The sequence below is a fragment of the Actinomyces sp. ZJ308 genome, from assembly GCF_011752065.1.
GTDB lineage: Bacteria > Actinomycetota > Actinomycetes > Actinomycetales > Actinomycetaceae > Actinomyces.
This window is the reverse complement of record NZ_JAAIJY010000008.1, coordinates 1-14,725: the sequence shown is the minus strand read 5'-3', so window position 1 is coordinate 14,725 and position 14,725 is coordinate 1. Positions and strand designations below refer to the sequence as shown.

General features: G+C 71.8%; 14 protein-coding genes. 9 read left to right on the top strand and 5 right to left on the bottom strand.

Annotated elements, in window-relative coordinates; all coding sequences use genetic code 11:
• The first annotated feature begins 227 nt into the window (after window positions 1-227).
• From HCR68_RS05390 to HCR68_RS05365, 6 genes are all read left to right on the top strand, one after another.
• Entirely contained in the window at window positions 228-1,097 is an 870-nt protein-coding gene (locus HCR68_RS05390) for a hypothetical protein (protein WP_167147215.1), read from the top strand.
• A gap of 190 nt (window positions 1,098-1,287) precedes the next feature.
• Window positions 1,288-2,574: a phosphopyruvate hydratase gene (gene eno / locus HCR68_RS05385; RefSeq protein ID WP_167147212.1), complete on the top strand. Its 1,287-nt coding sequence runs from the start codon at window positions 1,288-1,290 to the stop codon at window positions 2,572-2,574.
• A gap of 201 nt (window positions 2,575-2,775) precedes the next feature.
• Complete coding sequence (locus tag HCR68_RS05380; RefSeq protein WP_167147209.1) at window positions 2,776-3,477, top strand: septum formation initiator family protein; 702 nt, start codon at window positions 2,776-2,778, stop codon at window positions 3,475-3,477.
• Entirely contained in the window at window positions 3,474-4,019 is a 546-nt protein-coding gene (locus HCR68_RS05375; RefSeq protein ID WP_167147207.1) for a DUF501 domain-containing protein, read from the top strand. The genes HCR68_RS05380 and HCR68_RS05375 overlap by 4 nt, the downstream gene beginning before the upstream one ends.
• 124 nt (window positions 4,020-4,143) lie before the next feature.
• On the top strand, window positions 4,144-5,181 hold the full coding sequence (locus tag HCR68_RS05370) for an exopolyphosphatase (RefSeq protein ID WP_167147203.1): 1,038 nt from the start codon (window positions 4,144-4,146) through the stop codon (window positions 5,179-5,181).
• Window positions 5,178-6,182 (top strand): type I 3-dehydroquinate dehydratase, encoded by a 1,005-nt coding sequence (locus HCR68_RS05365; protein ID WP_167147200.1) that lies wholly within the window; start codon window positions 5,178-5,180, stop codon window positions 6,180-6,182. Before HCR68_RS05370 ends, HCR68_RS05365 begins: the two co-directional genes overlap by 4 nt.
• 140 nt (window positions 6,183-6,322) lie before the next feature.
• Here HCR68_RS05365 and HCR68_RS05360 read toward each other — a convergent pair whose 3' ends face one another.
• Window positions 6,323-7,528 (bottom strand): alpha/beta hydrolase, encoded by a 1,206-nt coding sequence (locus tag HCR68_RS05360; RefSeq protein ID WP_167147197.1) that lies wholly within the window; start codon window positions 7,526-7,528, stop codon window positions 6,323-6,325.
• A gap of 92 nt (window positions 7,529-7,620) precedes the next feature.
• Here HCR68_RS05360 and HCR68_RS05355 point away from each other — a divergent pair, with 92 nt between their 5' ends.
• From HCR68_RS05355 to pth, 3 genes are all read left to right on the top strand, one after another.
• Complete coding sequence (locus HCR68_RS05355; protein ID WP_167147194.1) at window positions 7,621-8,256, top strand: TetR/AcrR family transcriptional regulator; 636 nt, start codon at window positions 7,621-7,623, stop codon at window positions 8,254-8,256.
• Window positions 8,257-8,592: 336 nt separating this feature from the next.
• Window positions 8,593-9,204: a 50S ribosomal protein L25/general stress protein Ctc gene (locus tag HCR68_RS05350; RefSeq protein WP_167147339.1), complete on the top strand. Its 612-nt coding sequence runs from the start codon at window positions 8,593-8,595 to the stop codon at window positions 9,202-9,204.
• Window positions 9,205-9,303: 99 nt separating this feature from the next.
• The gene (gene pth, locus HCR68_RS05345) at window positions 9,304-9,906 is read left to right on the top strand and encodes an aminoacyl-tRNA hydrolase (protein WP_167147191.1); all 603 of its coding nucleotides are present in this window, start codon (window positions 9,304-9,306) and stop codon (window positions 9,904-9,906) included.
• Between the two features lie 41 nt (window positions 9,907-9,947).
• Here pth and HCR68_RS05340 read toward each other — a convergent pair whose 3' ends face one another.
• The 4 genes from HCR68_RS05340 to HCR68_RS05325 form a co-directional block, all read right to left on the bottom strand.
• Window positions 9,948-10,664, bottom strand: a complete 717-nt coding sequence (locus HCR68_RS05340; protein ID WP_167147188.1) for a response regulator transcription factor — start codon at window positions 10,662-10,664, stop codon at window positions 9,948-9,950.
• Window positions 10,646-12,379: a histidine kinase gene (locus HCR68_RS05335; RefSeq protein ID WP_167147185.1), complete on the bottom strand. Its 1,734-nt coding sequence runs from the start codon at window positions 12,377-12,379 to the stop codon at window positions 10,646-10,648. Before HCR68_RS05335 ends, HCR68_RS05340 begins: the two co-directional genes overlap by 19 nt.
• A gap of 313 nt (window positions 12,380-12,692) precedes the next feature.
• Window positions 12,693-13,580: an ABC transporter permease subunit gene (locus HCR68_RS05330; protein ID WP_167147183.1), complete on the bottom strand. Its 888-nt coding sequence runs from the start codon at window positions 13,578-13,580 to the stop codon at window positions 12,693-12,695.
• Window positions 13,581-13,656: 76 nt separating this feature from the next.
• Window positions 13,657-14,634 (bottom strand): ABC transporter ATP-binding protein, encoded by a 978-nt coding sequence (locus tag HCR68_RS05325; protein ID WP_167147180.1) that lies wholly within the window; start codon window positions 14,632-14,634, stop codon window positions 13,657-13,659.
• Between the last annotated feature and the right edge of the window lie 91 nt (window positions 14,635-14,725).

Below are 14,725 nucleotides of genomic sequence, written 5' to 3'. Positions count from 1 at the left end.
TGCACGAAGCCCGGGCTGTCGTGGAGTGTGGTCATGTGTCGGCCAGTAGCATCCAACCGTCGTGGAGTGGGGCCGGAGCCGCCGTGCGGGGGCCGTGGTCCTCGGAGAAGGCGGGAGGGCTGCGTGCGCCGTCGGGGGCGGGGCGGTAAGGTCTGGGACCAGCAACGTTGTGACACTCTGTCGCACCATCCCGTCGCCCTCCGGCGTCGTCCCCTCAGGAGCAGACCGTGACCCGAAGCCTCACCGCACGCACGCGCGTCCTCGCCGCCGGCGCTGCACTCCTCATCGCCGTCGGGGCGCTCACCGGCTGCAACGACCGCCCCGGCCAGGCCGCTGACATGCGGTACACCGGCATGGACGGGACCAGCCACTCCATCGTCGTGACCGAGAAGGACATCGACGTCGTGGCCAAGGACATGGAGCCCAAGCCCGGCCAGGCGAGTCAGGGAACGGATCAGCAGCGTCAGACCCCGACGCGGGTCGACATCGCCGGCGCCCTCATCGAGGCCCCCATCATCACGGAGGTCGGCCATGCCCACGGCATCACCATCACCGATGCGCAGATCGTGCAGCTGGCCAAGGAGCAGCTGGGCGTCGAGCCGCGCGAGGCCAGCACGCTCGCCTACCTGCGGGCGAACATCCTGTTCAACCAGTTCCGTCAGCAGCAGGACCAGGCTCAGGCCATCGCCGCCGACCTGAGCAGGCTCCGCGGCACGCTGACCGGCGACCGCTCACCGCGCTACCCCGACAGCGCCCCGGCCTGGTGGACCCAGGAGGACCCCCGTCTGAGCGCCACCAACAACCCCTCCGGCGGCAACCAGCAACAGCCTCAACAGCAGCAGGTGCCTCAGCAGGGCGGCCAGCAGCAGGTCCCGCAACAAGGCGGTCAGCAGCCCCAGCAGCAGGCTCCCCAACAGGGCGGGGGCGAGCAGCCCTCCGACTCCGGTCAGACGGACGGCCAGGCCGGAGGCGAGACGGAGTCGGGCACTGGCGAGGGCGCCGCTGACGGTGCTGCTGACGGCGCCGAGCAGCCCGGTCAGGCGAACGGCGGCCTAGACGAGGGCGGCACCGGCCAGTCCGAGGGCGACGCCCGGTAAGGGACCGGCGGAACCGGGGACGTAACGCCGTCCAGTGTTCTCGCCGGGCGTGAACACTGTGTATTCCCCAGGACCATTGCCCTCGTAGTGGGGTGGTTGGCCCGCTAGGCTGGCCCTGCATTCGGCAGTCGCGCGCGAGTGTGCCCGACGCCGACGACCGCATCACGATCCCCTCAGCAAGGAGCACCAAGTGGCCCTCATCGAGAACGTTCACGCCCGCGAGATCCTCGACTCCCGTGGCAACCCGACCCTCGAGGTCGAGATCCTCCTGGAGGACGGTGCCTCCGCTCGCGCCGCCGTCCCCTCGGGCGCCTCCACCGGTGCCTTCGAGGCCGTCGAGCTGCGCGACGGCGACAAGGACCGCTACGGCGCCAAGGGTGTCGAGAAGGCCGTCGCCAATGTCAACGACGTCATCGCCCCCGAGATCATCGGCTTCGACGCCGCCGACCAGCGCGGCCTCGACCAGCTCATGATCGAGCTCGACGGCACCCCCAACAAGGGCAAGCTGGGCGCCAACGCCATCCTCGGTGTCTCCCTGGCCGCCGCCCAGGCCTCTGCCGAGTCCGCCGGCCTGGACCTGTTCCAGTACGTCGGCGGCCCGGGCGCCCACGTCCTGCCCGTGCCCATGATGAACATCCTCAACGGCGGCTCCCACGCCGACTCCAACGTGGACATCCAGGAGTTCATGATCGCCCCCATCGGCGCCCCCACCTTCCGTGAGGCCCTGCGCATGGGCGCCGAGGTCTACCACGCCCTCAAGGCGGTCGTGAAGGAGCGCGGCCTGTCCACCGGCCTGGGTGACGAGGGTGGCTTCGCCCCCAACCTCGACTCCAACCGCGAGGCCCTCGAGCTCATCGTCGAGGCCATCGAGAAGGCCGGCTACAAGCCCGGCAAGGACGTGGCCCTGGCCATGGACGTCGCCTCCTCGGAGTTCTTCGACGAGAAGACCAAGACCTACCAGTTCGAGGGCGAGGCCCGCGACAACGACTTCATGGTCGACTACTACGAGAAGCTCGTGAAGGACTTCCCGATCGTCTCCATCGAGGACCCGCTCTCCGAGGACGAGTGGGACGACTGGAAGGCCCTGACCGACAAGATCGGCGACAAGGTCCAGCTCGTCGGTGACGACTTCTTCGTCACCAACCCCGAGCGCCTCGCCAAGGGCATCAAGCTCGGCGCCGCCAACGCCCTGCTGGTCAAGGTCAACCAGATCGGCTCTCTGACCGAGACCCTCGAGGCCGTCGAGATGGCCCACCGCGCCGGCTACAAGTCGATGACCTCCCACCGCTCCGGTGAGACCGAGGACGTCACCATCGCCGACCTGGCCGTGGCCACCAACTCCGGCCAGATCAAGACCGGCGCCCCGGCCCGCGGCGAGCGCGTCAACAAGTACAACCAGCTCCTGCGCATCGAGGAGGCCCTCGGCGACGCCGCGGTCTACGCCGGTGCCGGCGCCTTTCCCCGCTTCCAGGCCTGAGCCTGACGGCGGCCTGCCGACGTCGAGCAGCTGACTGACTCCTCCGCTCGACGGCGGCGCACGCTCCCGCTCCGGGGCAGACGGGTCCTCCCGCCTGCCCCGGAGCGTCGTCTGCGGCCGGGAGGGGCTGACGGGTGCGAGTGAGCAACGCGCCCGGTGGGGTGCGCTCTTGCGCGCCCGGAGGTGAGGCAGGATGCCGGTATGACTCCGCGCCGCCCCTCCTCCAGCCAGTCCGGGACGCGCCGCGTCGCCCGCGGCGCCCAGCCCCGTCAGGTCCCGGCCGAGCGAGCGGCCTCCTCCTCCACCGGACCGGGACCGGCCGACTCCGAGCCCCAGGGGCTGCCGACGACGGCGCCCGAGCGGGTCCTGCCGCCCCGGATCGTCACCCTGGCGGTCGTGTGTCTGCTGGCCTTCGTCGTCGTCTTCACCTCACTGCGCGCCTACCTGTCCCAGCAGGCCCAGTACGACGCCGTCGTCGCCAAGATCAAGGAGGCCTCCGACACCTCCACCAACCTGGAGAACGAGCTGGCCCAGTGGAAGGACGACACCTACGTGCGCGCCCAGGTCCGTGAGCGTCTCGGCTACGTCATGCCCGGCGACACCAGCTACGTCGTCGTCGGCGCCGACTCCGTCAAGCAGCCCGGCGCCGGCGGCGGGGCCACTCAGGGCTCCCAGAACGTCCCCTGGTACCAGGCGCTGCGCGAGTCCTCCCAGGCCGCCGGCCAGTCCGAGAGCAAGGACGAGGGCGCCGAGCAGGGCGGCTCTCAGAGCGACACGGGCGGTAAGACCCTCAACCCCACCGGCAACGGTCTGCCGACGGGCGCGCCCAGTCAGGCGCCGTCGGACCCGCCCAGTACCTCGCCGAGCCCGGCCGCCACCCCGCAGACGAAGGAGACCCCGTGACCTCGCACCCTCAGACCCCGACGAGCGAACCGGCTCCTGAGCAGTCCCCCGAACCGGTGACGCCGGCCGACCTCGAGGCCCTGGCCGCCCAGCTGGGTCGGGTGCCGCGCGGCGTCGTCGCCATCGCGGCCCGCTGCGTGTGCGGGCGCCCCACCGTGGTGCGCACCGCCCCGCGCCTCGACGACGGCACCCCCTTCCCGACCAGCTTCTACCTCACCCACCCGGCCGCCGTGAAGGGCTGCTCCACCCTTGAGGCCGAGCACCTCATGGAGACCTTCAACGCCGACCTGGCCGCCGACGAGGAGCTGGCCGCCGCCTACGCCGCCGCCCACGCCGACTACCTGTCCCGGCGGGCCGAGCTGGGGCGGGTCCCCGAGATCGAGGGCGTCTCCGCCGGCGGCATGCCCACCCGCGTCAAGTGCCTCCACGCCCTGCTCGGGCACGCCCTGGCCGCCGGGCCCGGCGTCAACCCGATCGGCGACTGCACGCTGGAGGTGCTGCGGGAGCGTGGACTGTGGGATCCTGAGCGCTGCTTCTGCTGACCGGCCGTCCGGCCCGTCGCGGTCCCGCCGGCCACTGCGGTCAGCCGTCTGCGTCCGCACTGCCCTACCGGCCCCTATCCGTCCCCGTCCTCTCCATCCCGACCCCGCCCAGGAGGCCGCCGCCATGACCCGCGTCGCCGCAATCGACTGCGGTACCAACACCATCCGCCTCCTCATCGCCGAGGCCGACCGCGACCGGTCGGGCCGCCCCCGCCTGGAGGTTCTGCGCCGCCGCAACGAGATCGTGCGCCTGGGCCAGGGCGTGGACCGCACCGGCATGCTCGACCCCGCCGCCCTTGAGCGCACGCTGAGGGTCGTGGAGGCCTACGCCGCCGACTGCGCCGAGCTGGGAGTGGCCCCCGGGGGAGCCGTGCGGCGCTTCGTGGCCACCTCCGCCACCCGAGACGCCGGCAACCGGGAGGACTTCGTGGCCGGTGTGCGCCGGCTGCTCGGCATCGAGCCCGAGGTCGTCAGCGGCCAGGAGGAGGCCCGCCTGTCCTTCAGCGGCTCCCTCCTGGGGGCCGGAGGGAGCGAGGACGCCGGCGGGGAGGCGCAGGGCGGATCGGGTCCCGCGCAGGCGCCGCGCCTCGTCGTCGACCTCGGGGGAGGCTCCACCGAGCTGGTCCTGGGCGTGAACGCCCCCAGCGCCGCCATCAGCCTGGACACCGGCAGCGTGCGCATCACCGAGCGCTTCCTGTCCGGCGGCGTCACCCCGGCCGCCGAGGCCGCCGCCCGCGCCGAGGTGCGCGGCCTGCTGGACGACGCCGAGCGGGTCGTCGACCTGTCCGCCCCCGGGCAGCTGGTCGGCCTGGCTGGCACCATCACCACTGTCACCGCCCACGCCCTGGGCCTTCAGGCCTTCGACCCCGAGGCCCTGAGCGGCGCCGAGCTGAGCCCGCAGACGGTCCTGGCCTCCTGCGAGGCGATCGTCCACTCCACCGCGGAGCAGCGCGCCTCCTGGGGCTACCTGGCTCCCGGGCGCCGCGACGTCATCGCCGCCGGGGCCCTCGTGTGGAGCGAGGTCGTCACCCGCGTGGTGGAGCGGACCACCGCCGCCGAGCGCCCGCTGGAGCGGGTCACCACCAGCCTCTACGACATCCTCGACGGCATCGCCCTGTCGCTCGTGCCCGCGCAGAGTCCCACGGAAGGCGCCGGGGCATGAGCCGGGAGTCCTCGCTGACCTGGGGTGGGCGGACCGTCACCAGCGGTCCCGGGGAGCTGCCCGCGGTGGCCGTCTCTCTGACCGGGCCGACCGCCGCCCGCGCCCGGGTCCAGGCCCGTCACGCCATCGACGCCGGCGCCGACGTCCTCGAACTGCGTGTCGACCTGCTCGAGGAGGCCGACGCCCTGGTGGGGTTCGCCGAGGCCTCGGCCGCTGCGGCCTCGGTGAGCGCCTCGATCCTGTCCCCGAGGCCGGCGCCCGCGGGGTGGCGCGGGACCGTCGGTGGGGGAACCGAGCCCGACGACGAGAGCGTCACCGAGGCCTCCGGTGAGCAGGCGCCGGCCCCCGACCCGATGGTCGTGGCCACGGCGGCCGCCCAGGTCCTGGAGTGCCTGCGCCGCATGGCCGACGTCGTCGACGGCGCTCCCCTCCTGCTCACCTGCCGCACCGCAGCCGAGGGCGGCCGGGCCCACCTGGATGACGCCGGCTACAGCGCCCTCCTGCGCGCCGTGCTCGACGAGCTGGCCGGCTGGGCGCCCGAGCGCCGCCCGAGAGCCATCGACGTCGAGGTCCAGCGCGGCTGCCTGCCGCAGGTCGCCGAGCAGGCCCACGCCCTGGGCGTCGACGTCGTCGCCTCCTTCCACGACTTCGAGGCCACCCCCGCCGACGCCGTCCTGGAGGAGGTCCTGGACCGGATGGTCTCCGAGGGGGCGGACCTGGCCAAGATCGCCGTGTGGCCCACCAGCGCCGACGACGTCGCTCGCCTCCTGGGCGTGTGCGCCAGGGCCACCGCGGGCCCGGGGGAGGGGACGGGCTTGGGCGTGCCCGTGGCCGCCATGTCCATGGGGGCGCTCGGCGCGGTCAGCCGCGTGTCCCCGGTCTTCGGGACGGCGCTCACCTTCGCCGTCGTCCCCGACGAGCTGGGGGAGTCTCAGGCCTCCGCCCCCGGTCAGCTGCCGATCCAGGACGTGCGCCGCTGCCTGGAGCTTCTGCGGGCCTGATCCGGCCTCACTGCGAGCATCTCGCCGGGGCTCGCCGCGCCGGTCAGCCGCGCGAGTTCGTAGGTTAGGCCGCGAGATCGGAGGGGTAGAGGGTACGACCTCGCGCCCTAAGGCTCGTGGGCTCCTCGGTGGCTCGCGCCCTACAGCCCCTCCTCCCAGGCCAGGATCGTGCGGGCCATGAGACCGGTGTTGCCGGTCTGGCAGTGGCTGGCGGCGCTCTCGGCCCGCGTGAAGGTGCGGGTGGTCACCGAGCGGGCGGCGGTGAGGCGCTCGGCCTGACGGATCATCTGATGCGCTGGCACGAACTCGTCCTCGGCGCCTCGCAGCAGCAGGACGTCCCCGGTGATTCTCGGGGAGACGCCGGCCGTGGAGAAGGCGGCCGCGGCGCGCAGGAACTCGGCGGGCGAGCGCTTTCCCGTCACGTGCATGCCCTGCCACATGCCCCACCAGGCCATCGGGCTGTGGCGGGCCCTCTCGGTCAGCACCCGGTTGAGAGCGCCTGCGGGAGCGTGGGTGATGAGCGGCTCGATGCGCGAGAGAGCCCGACCGACGCCGCGCGCCAGAGACGGCGGAAGCGACTGGGACACCAGGACCTCCAGGAAGTCATCGAGTACGTCGAAGGCGACGACGCGCCTGGCCCTCGGCTCGCCGGCGGCGGCGTGCATGACGAGCCCACCGCCCAGGGACATGCCGACGACCGTGGCCTCATCGACGTCGAAGTGGTCCAGGATCGCTGAGAGGGGCGCCGTCCAGTCGGCACGCATGGCAAGACGCCTGCCTCCGGTGGGCCCGGGCGCCGTGTCGGCCTCCAGGGCGCCGCCCTGCCCGGGCCCCTCGAAGGCGATGACCCTCTGGCCGCGCTGCGCCACCGCGGCCAGGACGGGGAAGGTCTCCTCGATGTAGGAGTCGAAGCCGCCGAAGACGACCCAGGTGCTCGCCGGGGGCTCCGCGGCGCCGGGGGCCACCAGCTCGTAGGCGGGCAGAAACCCGCCCTCGAAGGGGACCGCCTCGGGCTCCAGCGCGAAGCAGCGCCGCAGCGAGGAGACGAACCTCCGGCGGGTCGGGGCCTTGAGCGGGTTGCCGGGCTGCATGAAGAACTCCGCCCCGCGGGCGAAGAAGGCGGCTTCCAGGTGATGGCCCAGCTCCTGGGAGCGATCGGCCAGGTCCAGGTAGGTCCGCACCCACTCGGCGATCCGGGTCGTGCGCGGGACGGCCGGGAGGAAGTCGGCGACCGCGCGTTCGCTGACGAGCCATCGGTTGGCCTGCAGGTTGAGGAAGCTGTCGCTGCTCAGACGGCGGAAGCCGGCGGCGGGTGCGTCCAGGTCGAGAGCGTGCGTGACGTCCATGAGGTCCCCTTGATCTCTAAAAGCAATTTTCTTGCATTAGACTGTAGTGTGCGCTCCGGCGTCGACGCAAGCGGCTGTCCTAGGCTGGCGGCATGAGTGTGAGCAGCAGAGGGAAGGCGGGGGAGGGCGGCGCCGGAGGTGCTGTGCGCCCACGCCCAGGGGGGCGCTCCGCGCGTGTGCGCCGGACGGTGCTGGACGCCGTCGTCGGGCTGCTCTCGGAGGGCGGGGCCAGGGCGGTTACCATCACCGAGGTGGCCAGGCGCTCCGGGGTCAACGCCTCCTCGATCTACCGCCGGTGGCGGAGCGTCGACGCCCTCATCCTCGACGCCGCCCAGGACCTGAGCCTGGATGCCATCGAGGTCGCCGACACCGGCTGCCTCGAGGGGGACCTGTGTGCGACGGTGACGTCGGTGGCCGCCTTCCTGCGTACGGATCTTGGCGTCGCCATGGCGCGTGCCCTCATCGACGCTCCCACGGAGGTCCTTGAGCGCCTCGCCGACTGGCCGCAGTTCTGGGCCGCCCGCCTGCTGCGCTTCGAGCCGGTCTTCGCCCGTGCCGTTGCGCGAGGGGAGCTGGGCGACGACGTCGACCGTTCCGCCATCGCCTCCATCGGCGAGGTGATCGCCGCGCAGATCTACTTCCGTGCCCTGTTCCGGCGCGAGGAGATTGACGACGACGCCGCCCGGCTCATCGTGCGGCGCGCACTCGCCGCCGCGGAGCTGTCGTAGCCCCGCGCGTTCGTAGGTTACGCCTCGCGTTCGAGGGGTAGAGGGTACGACCGCACGACATAAGGCACGACCGCGAGGGGCTTGATCTCGTCGAGGCGCTGCTCCTGCGCACCGCGCGGCGGACGCCAGGTGGGGCGGCTCACCGGGGACGCGGCTGTTCGCGGGACGAGCCCATGTCGTAGTCTTGCCCACGTTGCCCCGGCGAGGGACGCGCCCCACAGGCGCGCATCCGTGATCGACGTGGTGGTACCTGGCGGTACTGCGCGTCGTCGCGCCCAGCCGGACCACCATCAGCCGCGGGGCACCGGGCCCCGCCTCATCCGCAAGGAGAGCCTCATGGCCAACAACGCCATCACCCTCAAGGCCCAGGACCGCACCGAGTTCGGCAAGGGCTCGGCCCGCCAGGCCCGCCGCGCCGGCCTGGTCCCCGTCGTCGTCTACGGCCACGGCACCGAGCCCCGCCACCTCCTGCTCGAGGAGCACGCCACCCGCCTGGCCCTGCGCAGCAACGACAACGCCCTGGTCGAGCTGGCCATCGACGGTGGCGAGACCCTCCTGGCCCTGGGCAAGGACGTGCAGCGCCACCCCATCCGCCCCGGCGTGCAGCACGTCGACTTCCTCCTGGTGAACCGCAACGAGCGCGTCGACGTCGAGGTCCCGGTCACCGTCATCGGCACCGCCGCCCCCGGCACCATGCACATGATCGAGGCCGCCACCATCGTGGTCTCCGCCCCGGCCGTCTCCGTGCCCGAGGCCATCGAGGTCGACATCACCGGTGTCGCCGCCGGCACCGTCCTGACCATCGCCGACATCGCCCTGCCCGAGGGCCTGGAGGCCGTCTCCGACGCCGAGACCGCCGTGGTCAACGTGGCCAATGAGCACGCGGTCGCCTCCGAGGTCCCCGAGGTCGTCCCCGCTGAGGGCGACGCCGAGGCCGCCGCCGAGTGAACCGCGCGTGACCCGCATGGACAGTCGTGACGACACGCCGGCCGGCGCTCTCGGCGCCTGTCGCCGCGCCTGCACCCGACCCATCCCGGGGCGGGCCGCATGAGTGAGGCCTGGCTCGTCGTCGGGCTGGGGAACCCCGGGACCCGGTACGCCCGCAACCGCCACAACGTCGGCTACATGGTGCTCGACGTCCTGGCCGAGCGCACCGGGTCCCGGTTCTCCAACCACAAGAAGGCCCGCGCCCGTGTGGCCGAGGGGCGACTGGGCATGATGCCGGGCGGAGCGCCGGGCCCCCGCGTCATCCTGGCCGAGCCCTCGGTGCTCATGAACCTCTCCGGCGGCCCCGTGGCCGGGCTCGTCTCCTACTACGGCATCGACCCCGCCACCCGCCTGCTCGTCATCCACGACGAGCTCGACCTGCCCGCCCACGAGCTGCGCCTCAAGCGCGGCGGCGGAGAGGGTGGCCACAACGGCCTGCGCTCCATCAGCAAGTCCGTCTCCACCAAGGACTACGCGCGCCTGCGCGTGGGCATCGGCCGCCCGCCGGGCCGCCAGGACCCCTCCGACTTCGTCCTGTCCGACTTCCCTGGGCGCGAGCGCGCCGACCTCGGCGTCACCCTGGAGCAGGCCGCCGACGCCGTCGAGCAGGTCGTCACCCTCGGTTTCGACGACGCCCAGCAGCGCCTCCACGCCCCCCGCTGACGGGGGCCGCCCACCGTCAGCAACGGTCGTCAGGTCAGTTATCAGGACATGAGGCCGGTCTCGTAGGCGACGACGACGGCCTGGACGCGGTCGCGCACGTCGAGCTTGGCGAGCACGTTGCCCACGTGGGTCTTGACGGTGGTGGCCGACACGACGAGGTGCTCGGCGATCTCCGCGTTCGACATGCCCTGGCTCATGAGCACCAGGATCTCCTTCTCGCGCGGGGTCAGCGAGTCGATCCGTGGGTCCGCGGCCTGAGCCGGCGCCCCCGAGTTCGGTAGCGAGGAGGCGAACATCTCCAGCATCCGCTGGGTGATGCGCGGTGAGACGACCGCCTCCCCGGAGGCCACGGTGCGGATCGCCTCGGCCAGCTCGGTCGGCCGGGTGTCCTTGAGCAGGAACCCGGAGGCCCCCGCTCGCAGCCCGGCGAAGGCGTACTCGTCCAGGTCGAAGGTGGTCAGGATGAGCACGCGCGTGCCCGGGCACTCCCGGGCGATGAGCTCGGTGGCCTCGATGCCGTTCATGCCCGGCATGCGCACGTCCATGAGGATGACGTCGGGGTGCAGGGCCTTGGCCTGGGCCAGGGCGGACGTTCCGTCGGAGGCCTCGCCGACGACGTTGACGTCGTCCTCGGCCTCCAGCACCATGCGGAAGCCCATGCGCATGAGCGCCTGGTCGTCGGCGAGTACGACGCTGATCGGGCCGCTGACCTCGCCGGGCCGTTGGGCCCCGCCGTTACTCACAGGGGCGTCTGCCATGAGGAAGTCCCTTCGTCATGCTCGTCCCAGCGCAGGACCGCGCGGACTCGCCAGCCCGTGGGGGTCGGACCGGCCTGTACGGTCCCACCATAGACCGATGCGCGCTCGCGCATGCCGATAAGCCCCTTGCCGGATCCGTGCATCGGGCGCGTACCGGGGGCGGTCTCGTTGTCCACGGTGAGGACCACGGTGCCGATGTGCCGTTCGACGTCGACGCTGACGGCCGGCGTCGTCGGCGCGTAGCGCAGCACGTTGGTCAGGGCCTCCTGGGCGATGCGGAACACCGTGAGCTGGAGCGCCTTGTCCGCGGGCAGGGCGGCGCCGACCCACCGGTAGCTGACGGGCACGCCCGCCGCCTCGAAGCGCTTGACCAGCTCGGTGATGTCGGCCTGCTCGGGGGCCGGCGCCAGGGGCAGGTCGCCCCGGGACCGGTCGCCTCCGCTGTCGGTGGCCTGCCGACGCAGGCTGGCGATGGGGGCGCTGGGCTCGACCGGTGCCACGGTCCCCAGGGGGGCGAACTCGGGTACTGGCACGTCGCGGACCTCGTGACTCCGGGCCGACGGCGCCGCGGCCGTCGAGGATGCCGACAGCTCTGGTGATGCTGTCTTTCTCCCCAGGTTCCAGCGGGAGCGGTGTGCAGCAGCGGGCCGGCCAGAGGGCGTGGGCTCCTCCGAGGCGGTGCCAGTGGTAGGAGTCGTTGGCGGTGCCGGTGGGACCCGGTCAGGGGAGGCTGCGGCGCGCCCCGAGCCGGAGGAGGACGCCGAGCTCGTCGAGCCGCCCGCGACCGAGGGGTCCTCCCGCAGGACCCCTACCAGGCGGCGGGTGTCGGCCAGGGCACTGCGCCCGGCCTCGGCCAGGGTCTCCATGGCCTGCTTGGCGGTGGCCGGATTGCGCTCCACGGTGGCGGCGGCGCCGTCGGCCATGGTGATCATGACGGCCAGGGAGTGGGCGACGACGTCGTGCATCTCCCGGGCGATGCGACTGCGCTCCTCGGCGGCGGCCAGCAGCGCGGCCTGCTCACCGGCCAGGGCCATCCGGGCCGAGCGGGTCTCCAGGGCCTTGAGCCGCAGGCGGGCGGAGCGGGTATTGAGGCCCATCAGGGTGCCGATTGCCGTGACGAGACTCGTGATGAACACGCTTCGTCCGAACTGCGCCATGGAGTAGGACGAGTTCAGGAGGAAGCTGTCGCAGGTGCTGATGATGAGGTTGACGGCCCATGCCGTCCAGGCGACAGATGCCTTGCGGTGTGAGGCGATGGTGCCCAGGCAGATCGGCATCGCCAGTGCGGGAATCAAGGCAATACCAAATGCCATGTCCGCACGCTGTTGCTCATCGAGGTGGAAGATGTAGATCTGGGCAACGAGATAGACCTCAGGAAGGACCAGTAGAAGCGCCCATACCCATACAGGATGACGACGTCGCAGTGTGAGAGCGGCTCCAGCTATCCCCAGTACGGACAGCGTCATCGGCAGATGCAAGGTGGTGTTGGGAGTGGCGTCCGGCCCCGTGACGTTCAGGAACATCATGAGCAGACTCAACAGAATGATCCCGAGGGCGATGAATGTGTCCGCGATGATCGGGTGACCGTGGTACCACTGTCCGATCGCGCGCAGCAGTCCTGGGCGGGCCGGCTCCGGCTGGAGCTCCGGATCGTCGTCCGCGGGCACGTCAGTGGCTGTACGGCCGGGCTGAGGGGTGGGCAGCTGGCTGGACATAGGACTCAGTGTGTCATTCCACGGGGGTGTCATCGACGGCGACTTGAGCGGCTGAGAGGGCCGGGCCCGGTGGAATCGGGGGGCAGGCGTCTGCTCGTCGTCGGCGGTGGAGGGCGAGTGACTGGATGAGCCCGTTGTCGGCAGGGAGCGGACCATGGCCCGCAGGAGGGCCGGGTTGGCCAGGGCCGAGCGGACCGACCTCTCCTCGGGAGAACCGGGATTCTCCCGAGAAGAGGCGGGGGAGGGGGATGAGGCAGGAGGCGTGGGGACTGACACGGGTCGTGACCTCCTGCTGGTCTCGGCGGGCGCCGGCTCAGGCGTCGCGCCGGGAGAAGACGAGCCAGGCGGCGATGAGGGGGACGATCGCCCAGGCGACGAAGACCGCGATGGCCTGGCCCTGGGTGAGGAACTGGGCCCCCTCCCCGCCCCACTTGGTGGCGAGCTGGAAGGGGTCGGAGGCGGCCGAGGAGACGGTGCTGGGCAGGCAGCCGATGATCTTGTTGATCCAGTCCCACTTGCCGGCCGCGAGCTGGAGGGGGACGGTGATGACGAACAGCAGGGAGACGACCACGGTGATGGCGCCGGCGGTCGAGCGCAGCAGGAAGCCGATGCCCAGGGTCATCAGGGCGATGCCGGCGAAGGCCAGGCCCGAGCCCCAGATGTAGCCGGCGTAGTGGGAGTCGGTGAGGGAACCGGCGTGCTCGCCGAGGAAGGGCTTGGAGATCGCCCAGGACAGGAAGACGGACACCGATCCCAGGATGAAGGAGATGACGGCGAGGACCACGGCCTTGGACAGCAGGAGCCGTCCGCGGTGGGGCACGGCGGCCAGGGACGAGCGGATCTGCCCGGAGGAGTACTCGCCGGTGATGATGAGGGCTCCCAGGACCGCGACGACGATCTGCCCGAAGCTCAGGCCTGCGGTGATGGTGTCCTTGGCCATGTCCTGGTACTGCTCCGACTGTCCGAAAGCGGCGGACATGCCGGCGCCGAACAGGACAGTCAGCGCGATGGCGATGAAGGAGGTGACCCAGGTCGAGCGCAGGGTCCAGATCTTGATCCACTCCGCGCGTATGGAGCGCAGGACGGTCTGGCGGCCCTGGATGCGCAGGCTCGTGGGTCGGGGGACGACGTTTCCGGCGGTGCGTGCCGCGGTGCTGACGGGTGTCTGGAACGTGGGGCTGGTGGGGGCGTTGGCAGTCATGACAGAACTTTCTGGTGCGAGACGAGTGGAGAGGACGGGTGCGCTGTGGGCCGGCGGCTCGATGGGAGTGTGGACCTCAGTGCTGGGGAAGGCTCTGCCGGCTCTGCCGGGGCGCCTGACCCACCGGCTGGCGCGTCTGGGTCTGGTGGGCGGGGTCGGTGCGGTACTCCACGGAGTCACTGGTCAGGGTCAGGTAGGCCTCCTCGAGGCTGGCGTGGATGGTGGTGAGCTCGTGCAGGACGATGCCGCCCTGCGCGGCGAGCTCGCCGATGACGGCGGCGGTGGCGGCGGTGGTCTCCAGGACGCTGGGGGCCACGGGGCGGGCGGCCAGGTTGCGGGCGGCCATGAGCTCGGCGAGCCGGCTGGCCTGGGGGGAGGCCACGCGCACGCGGTCGGTGGTGGCCGAGGCGATGACGTCGTCGACCGGGCCGGCCGACAGGATGCGGCCGCGGCCGATGACCAGGAGCTGGTCGGCGGTCTGGGCCATCTCGCTCATGAGGTGCGAGGAGATGAAGACGGTGCGGCCCTCGCCGGCCAGACGGCGGCAGGTCTCACGCACCCACTTGACGCCCTCGGGGTCCAGGCCGTTGACGGGCTCGTCGAACAGGAGCACGCCGGGATCGCCCAGGAGGGCGGCGGCGATGCCCAGGCGCTGGCCCATGCCCAGGGAGAAGCCCTTGACGCGCTTCTTGGCCACCGAGGTCAGGCCGGTGATCTCCAGGACCTCGTCGACCCGCTTGGATGGGATGCCGTTGGAGGCGGCCAGCTGGCGCAGGTGGTTGCGGGCGCTGCGCGACCCGTGCAGGCCCTTGGCGTCCAGCAGGGCACCGACCTCGCACAGGGGGGCGGACAGGTCGCGGTAGGGGCGTCCGTTGACGGTGACCGTGCCTCCGGTGGGCTTGTCCAGGCCCATGATCATGCGCATCGTGGTGGACTTGCCGGCCCCGTTGGGGCCCAGGAACCCGGTGACGGTGCCGGGCTGCACGGTGAAGGAGATGTTGTCCACCGCGGTCTTGTGGCCGTAGCGCTTGGTGAGATTGACTGCCTCGATCATGATGCTTCCTCTTCGGACGTAGGCCTCTGGTGAGGTGGGTGGAGCGGGTTCGGGATGTGGACGCCGGGCCGGGTGCTCGGAGTGCTCGGAC

Bases quoted from the DNA above. Each gene is read 5' to 3' on its own strand.
- HCR68_RS05380 (WP_167147209.1), top strand. From the start codon at position 2,776: ATGACTCCGCGCCGCCCCTCCTCCAGCCAGTCCGGGACGCGCCGCGTC.
- HCR68_RS05370 (WP_167147203.1), top strand. From the start codon at position 4,144: ATGACCCGCGTCGCCGCAATCGACTGCGGTACCAACACCATCCGCCTC.
- HCR68_RS05365 (WP_167147200.1), top strand. From the start codon at position 5,178: ATGAGCCGGGAGTCCTCGCTGACCTGGGGTGGGCGGACCGTCACCAGC.
- HCR68_RS05360 (WP_167147197.1), bottom strand. From the start codon at position 7,528: ATGGACGTCACGCACGCTCTCGACCTGGACGCACCCGCCGCCGGCTTC.
- HCR68_RS05355 (WP_167147194.1), top strand. From the start codon at position 7,621: ATGAGTGTGAGCAGCAGAGGGAAGGCGGGGGAGGGCGGCGCCGGAGGT.
- HCR68_RS05350 (WP_167147339.1), top strand. From the start codon at position 8,593: ATGGCCAACAACGCCATCACCCTCAAGGCCCAGGACCGCACCGAGTTC.
- pth (WP_167147191.1), top strand. From the start codon at position 9,304: ATGAGTGAGGCCTGGCTCGTCGTCGGGCTGGGGAACCCCGGGACCCGG.
- HCR68_RS05340 (WP_167147188.1), bottom strand. From the start codon at position 10,664: ATGGCAGACGCCCCTGTGAGTAACGGCGGGGCCCAACGGCCCGGCGAG.
- HCR68_RS05335 (WP_167147185.1), bottom strand. From the start codon at position 12,379: ATGTCCAGCCAGCTGCCCACCCCTCAGCCCGGCCGTACAGCCACTGAC.
- HCR68_RS05330 (WP_167147183.1), bottom strand. From the start codon at position 13,580: ATGACTGCCAACGCCCCCACCAGCCCCACGTTCCAGACACCCGTCAGC.
- HCR68_RS05325 (WP_167147180.1), bottom strand. From the start codon at position 14,634: ATGATCGAGGCAGTCAATCTCACCAAGCGCTACGGCCACAAGACCGCG.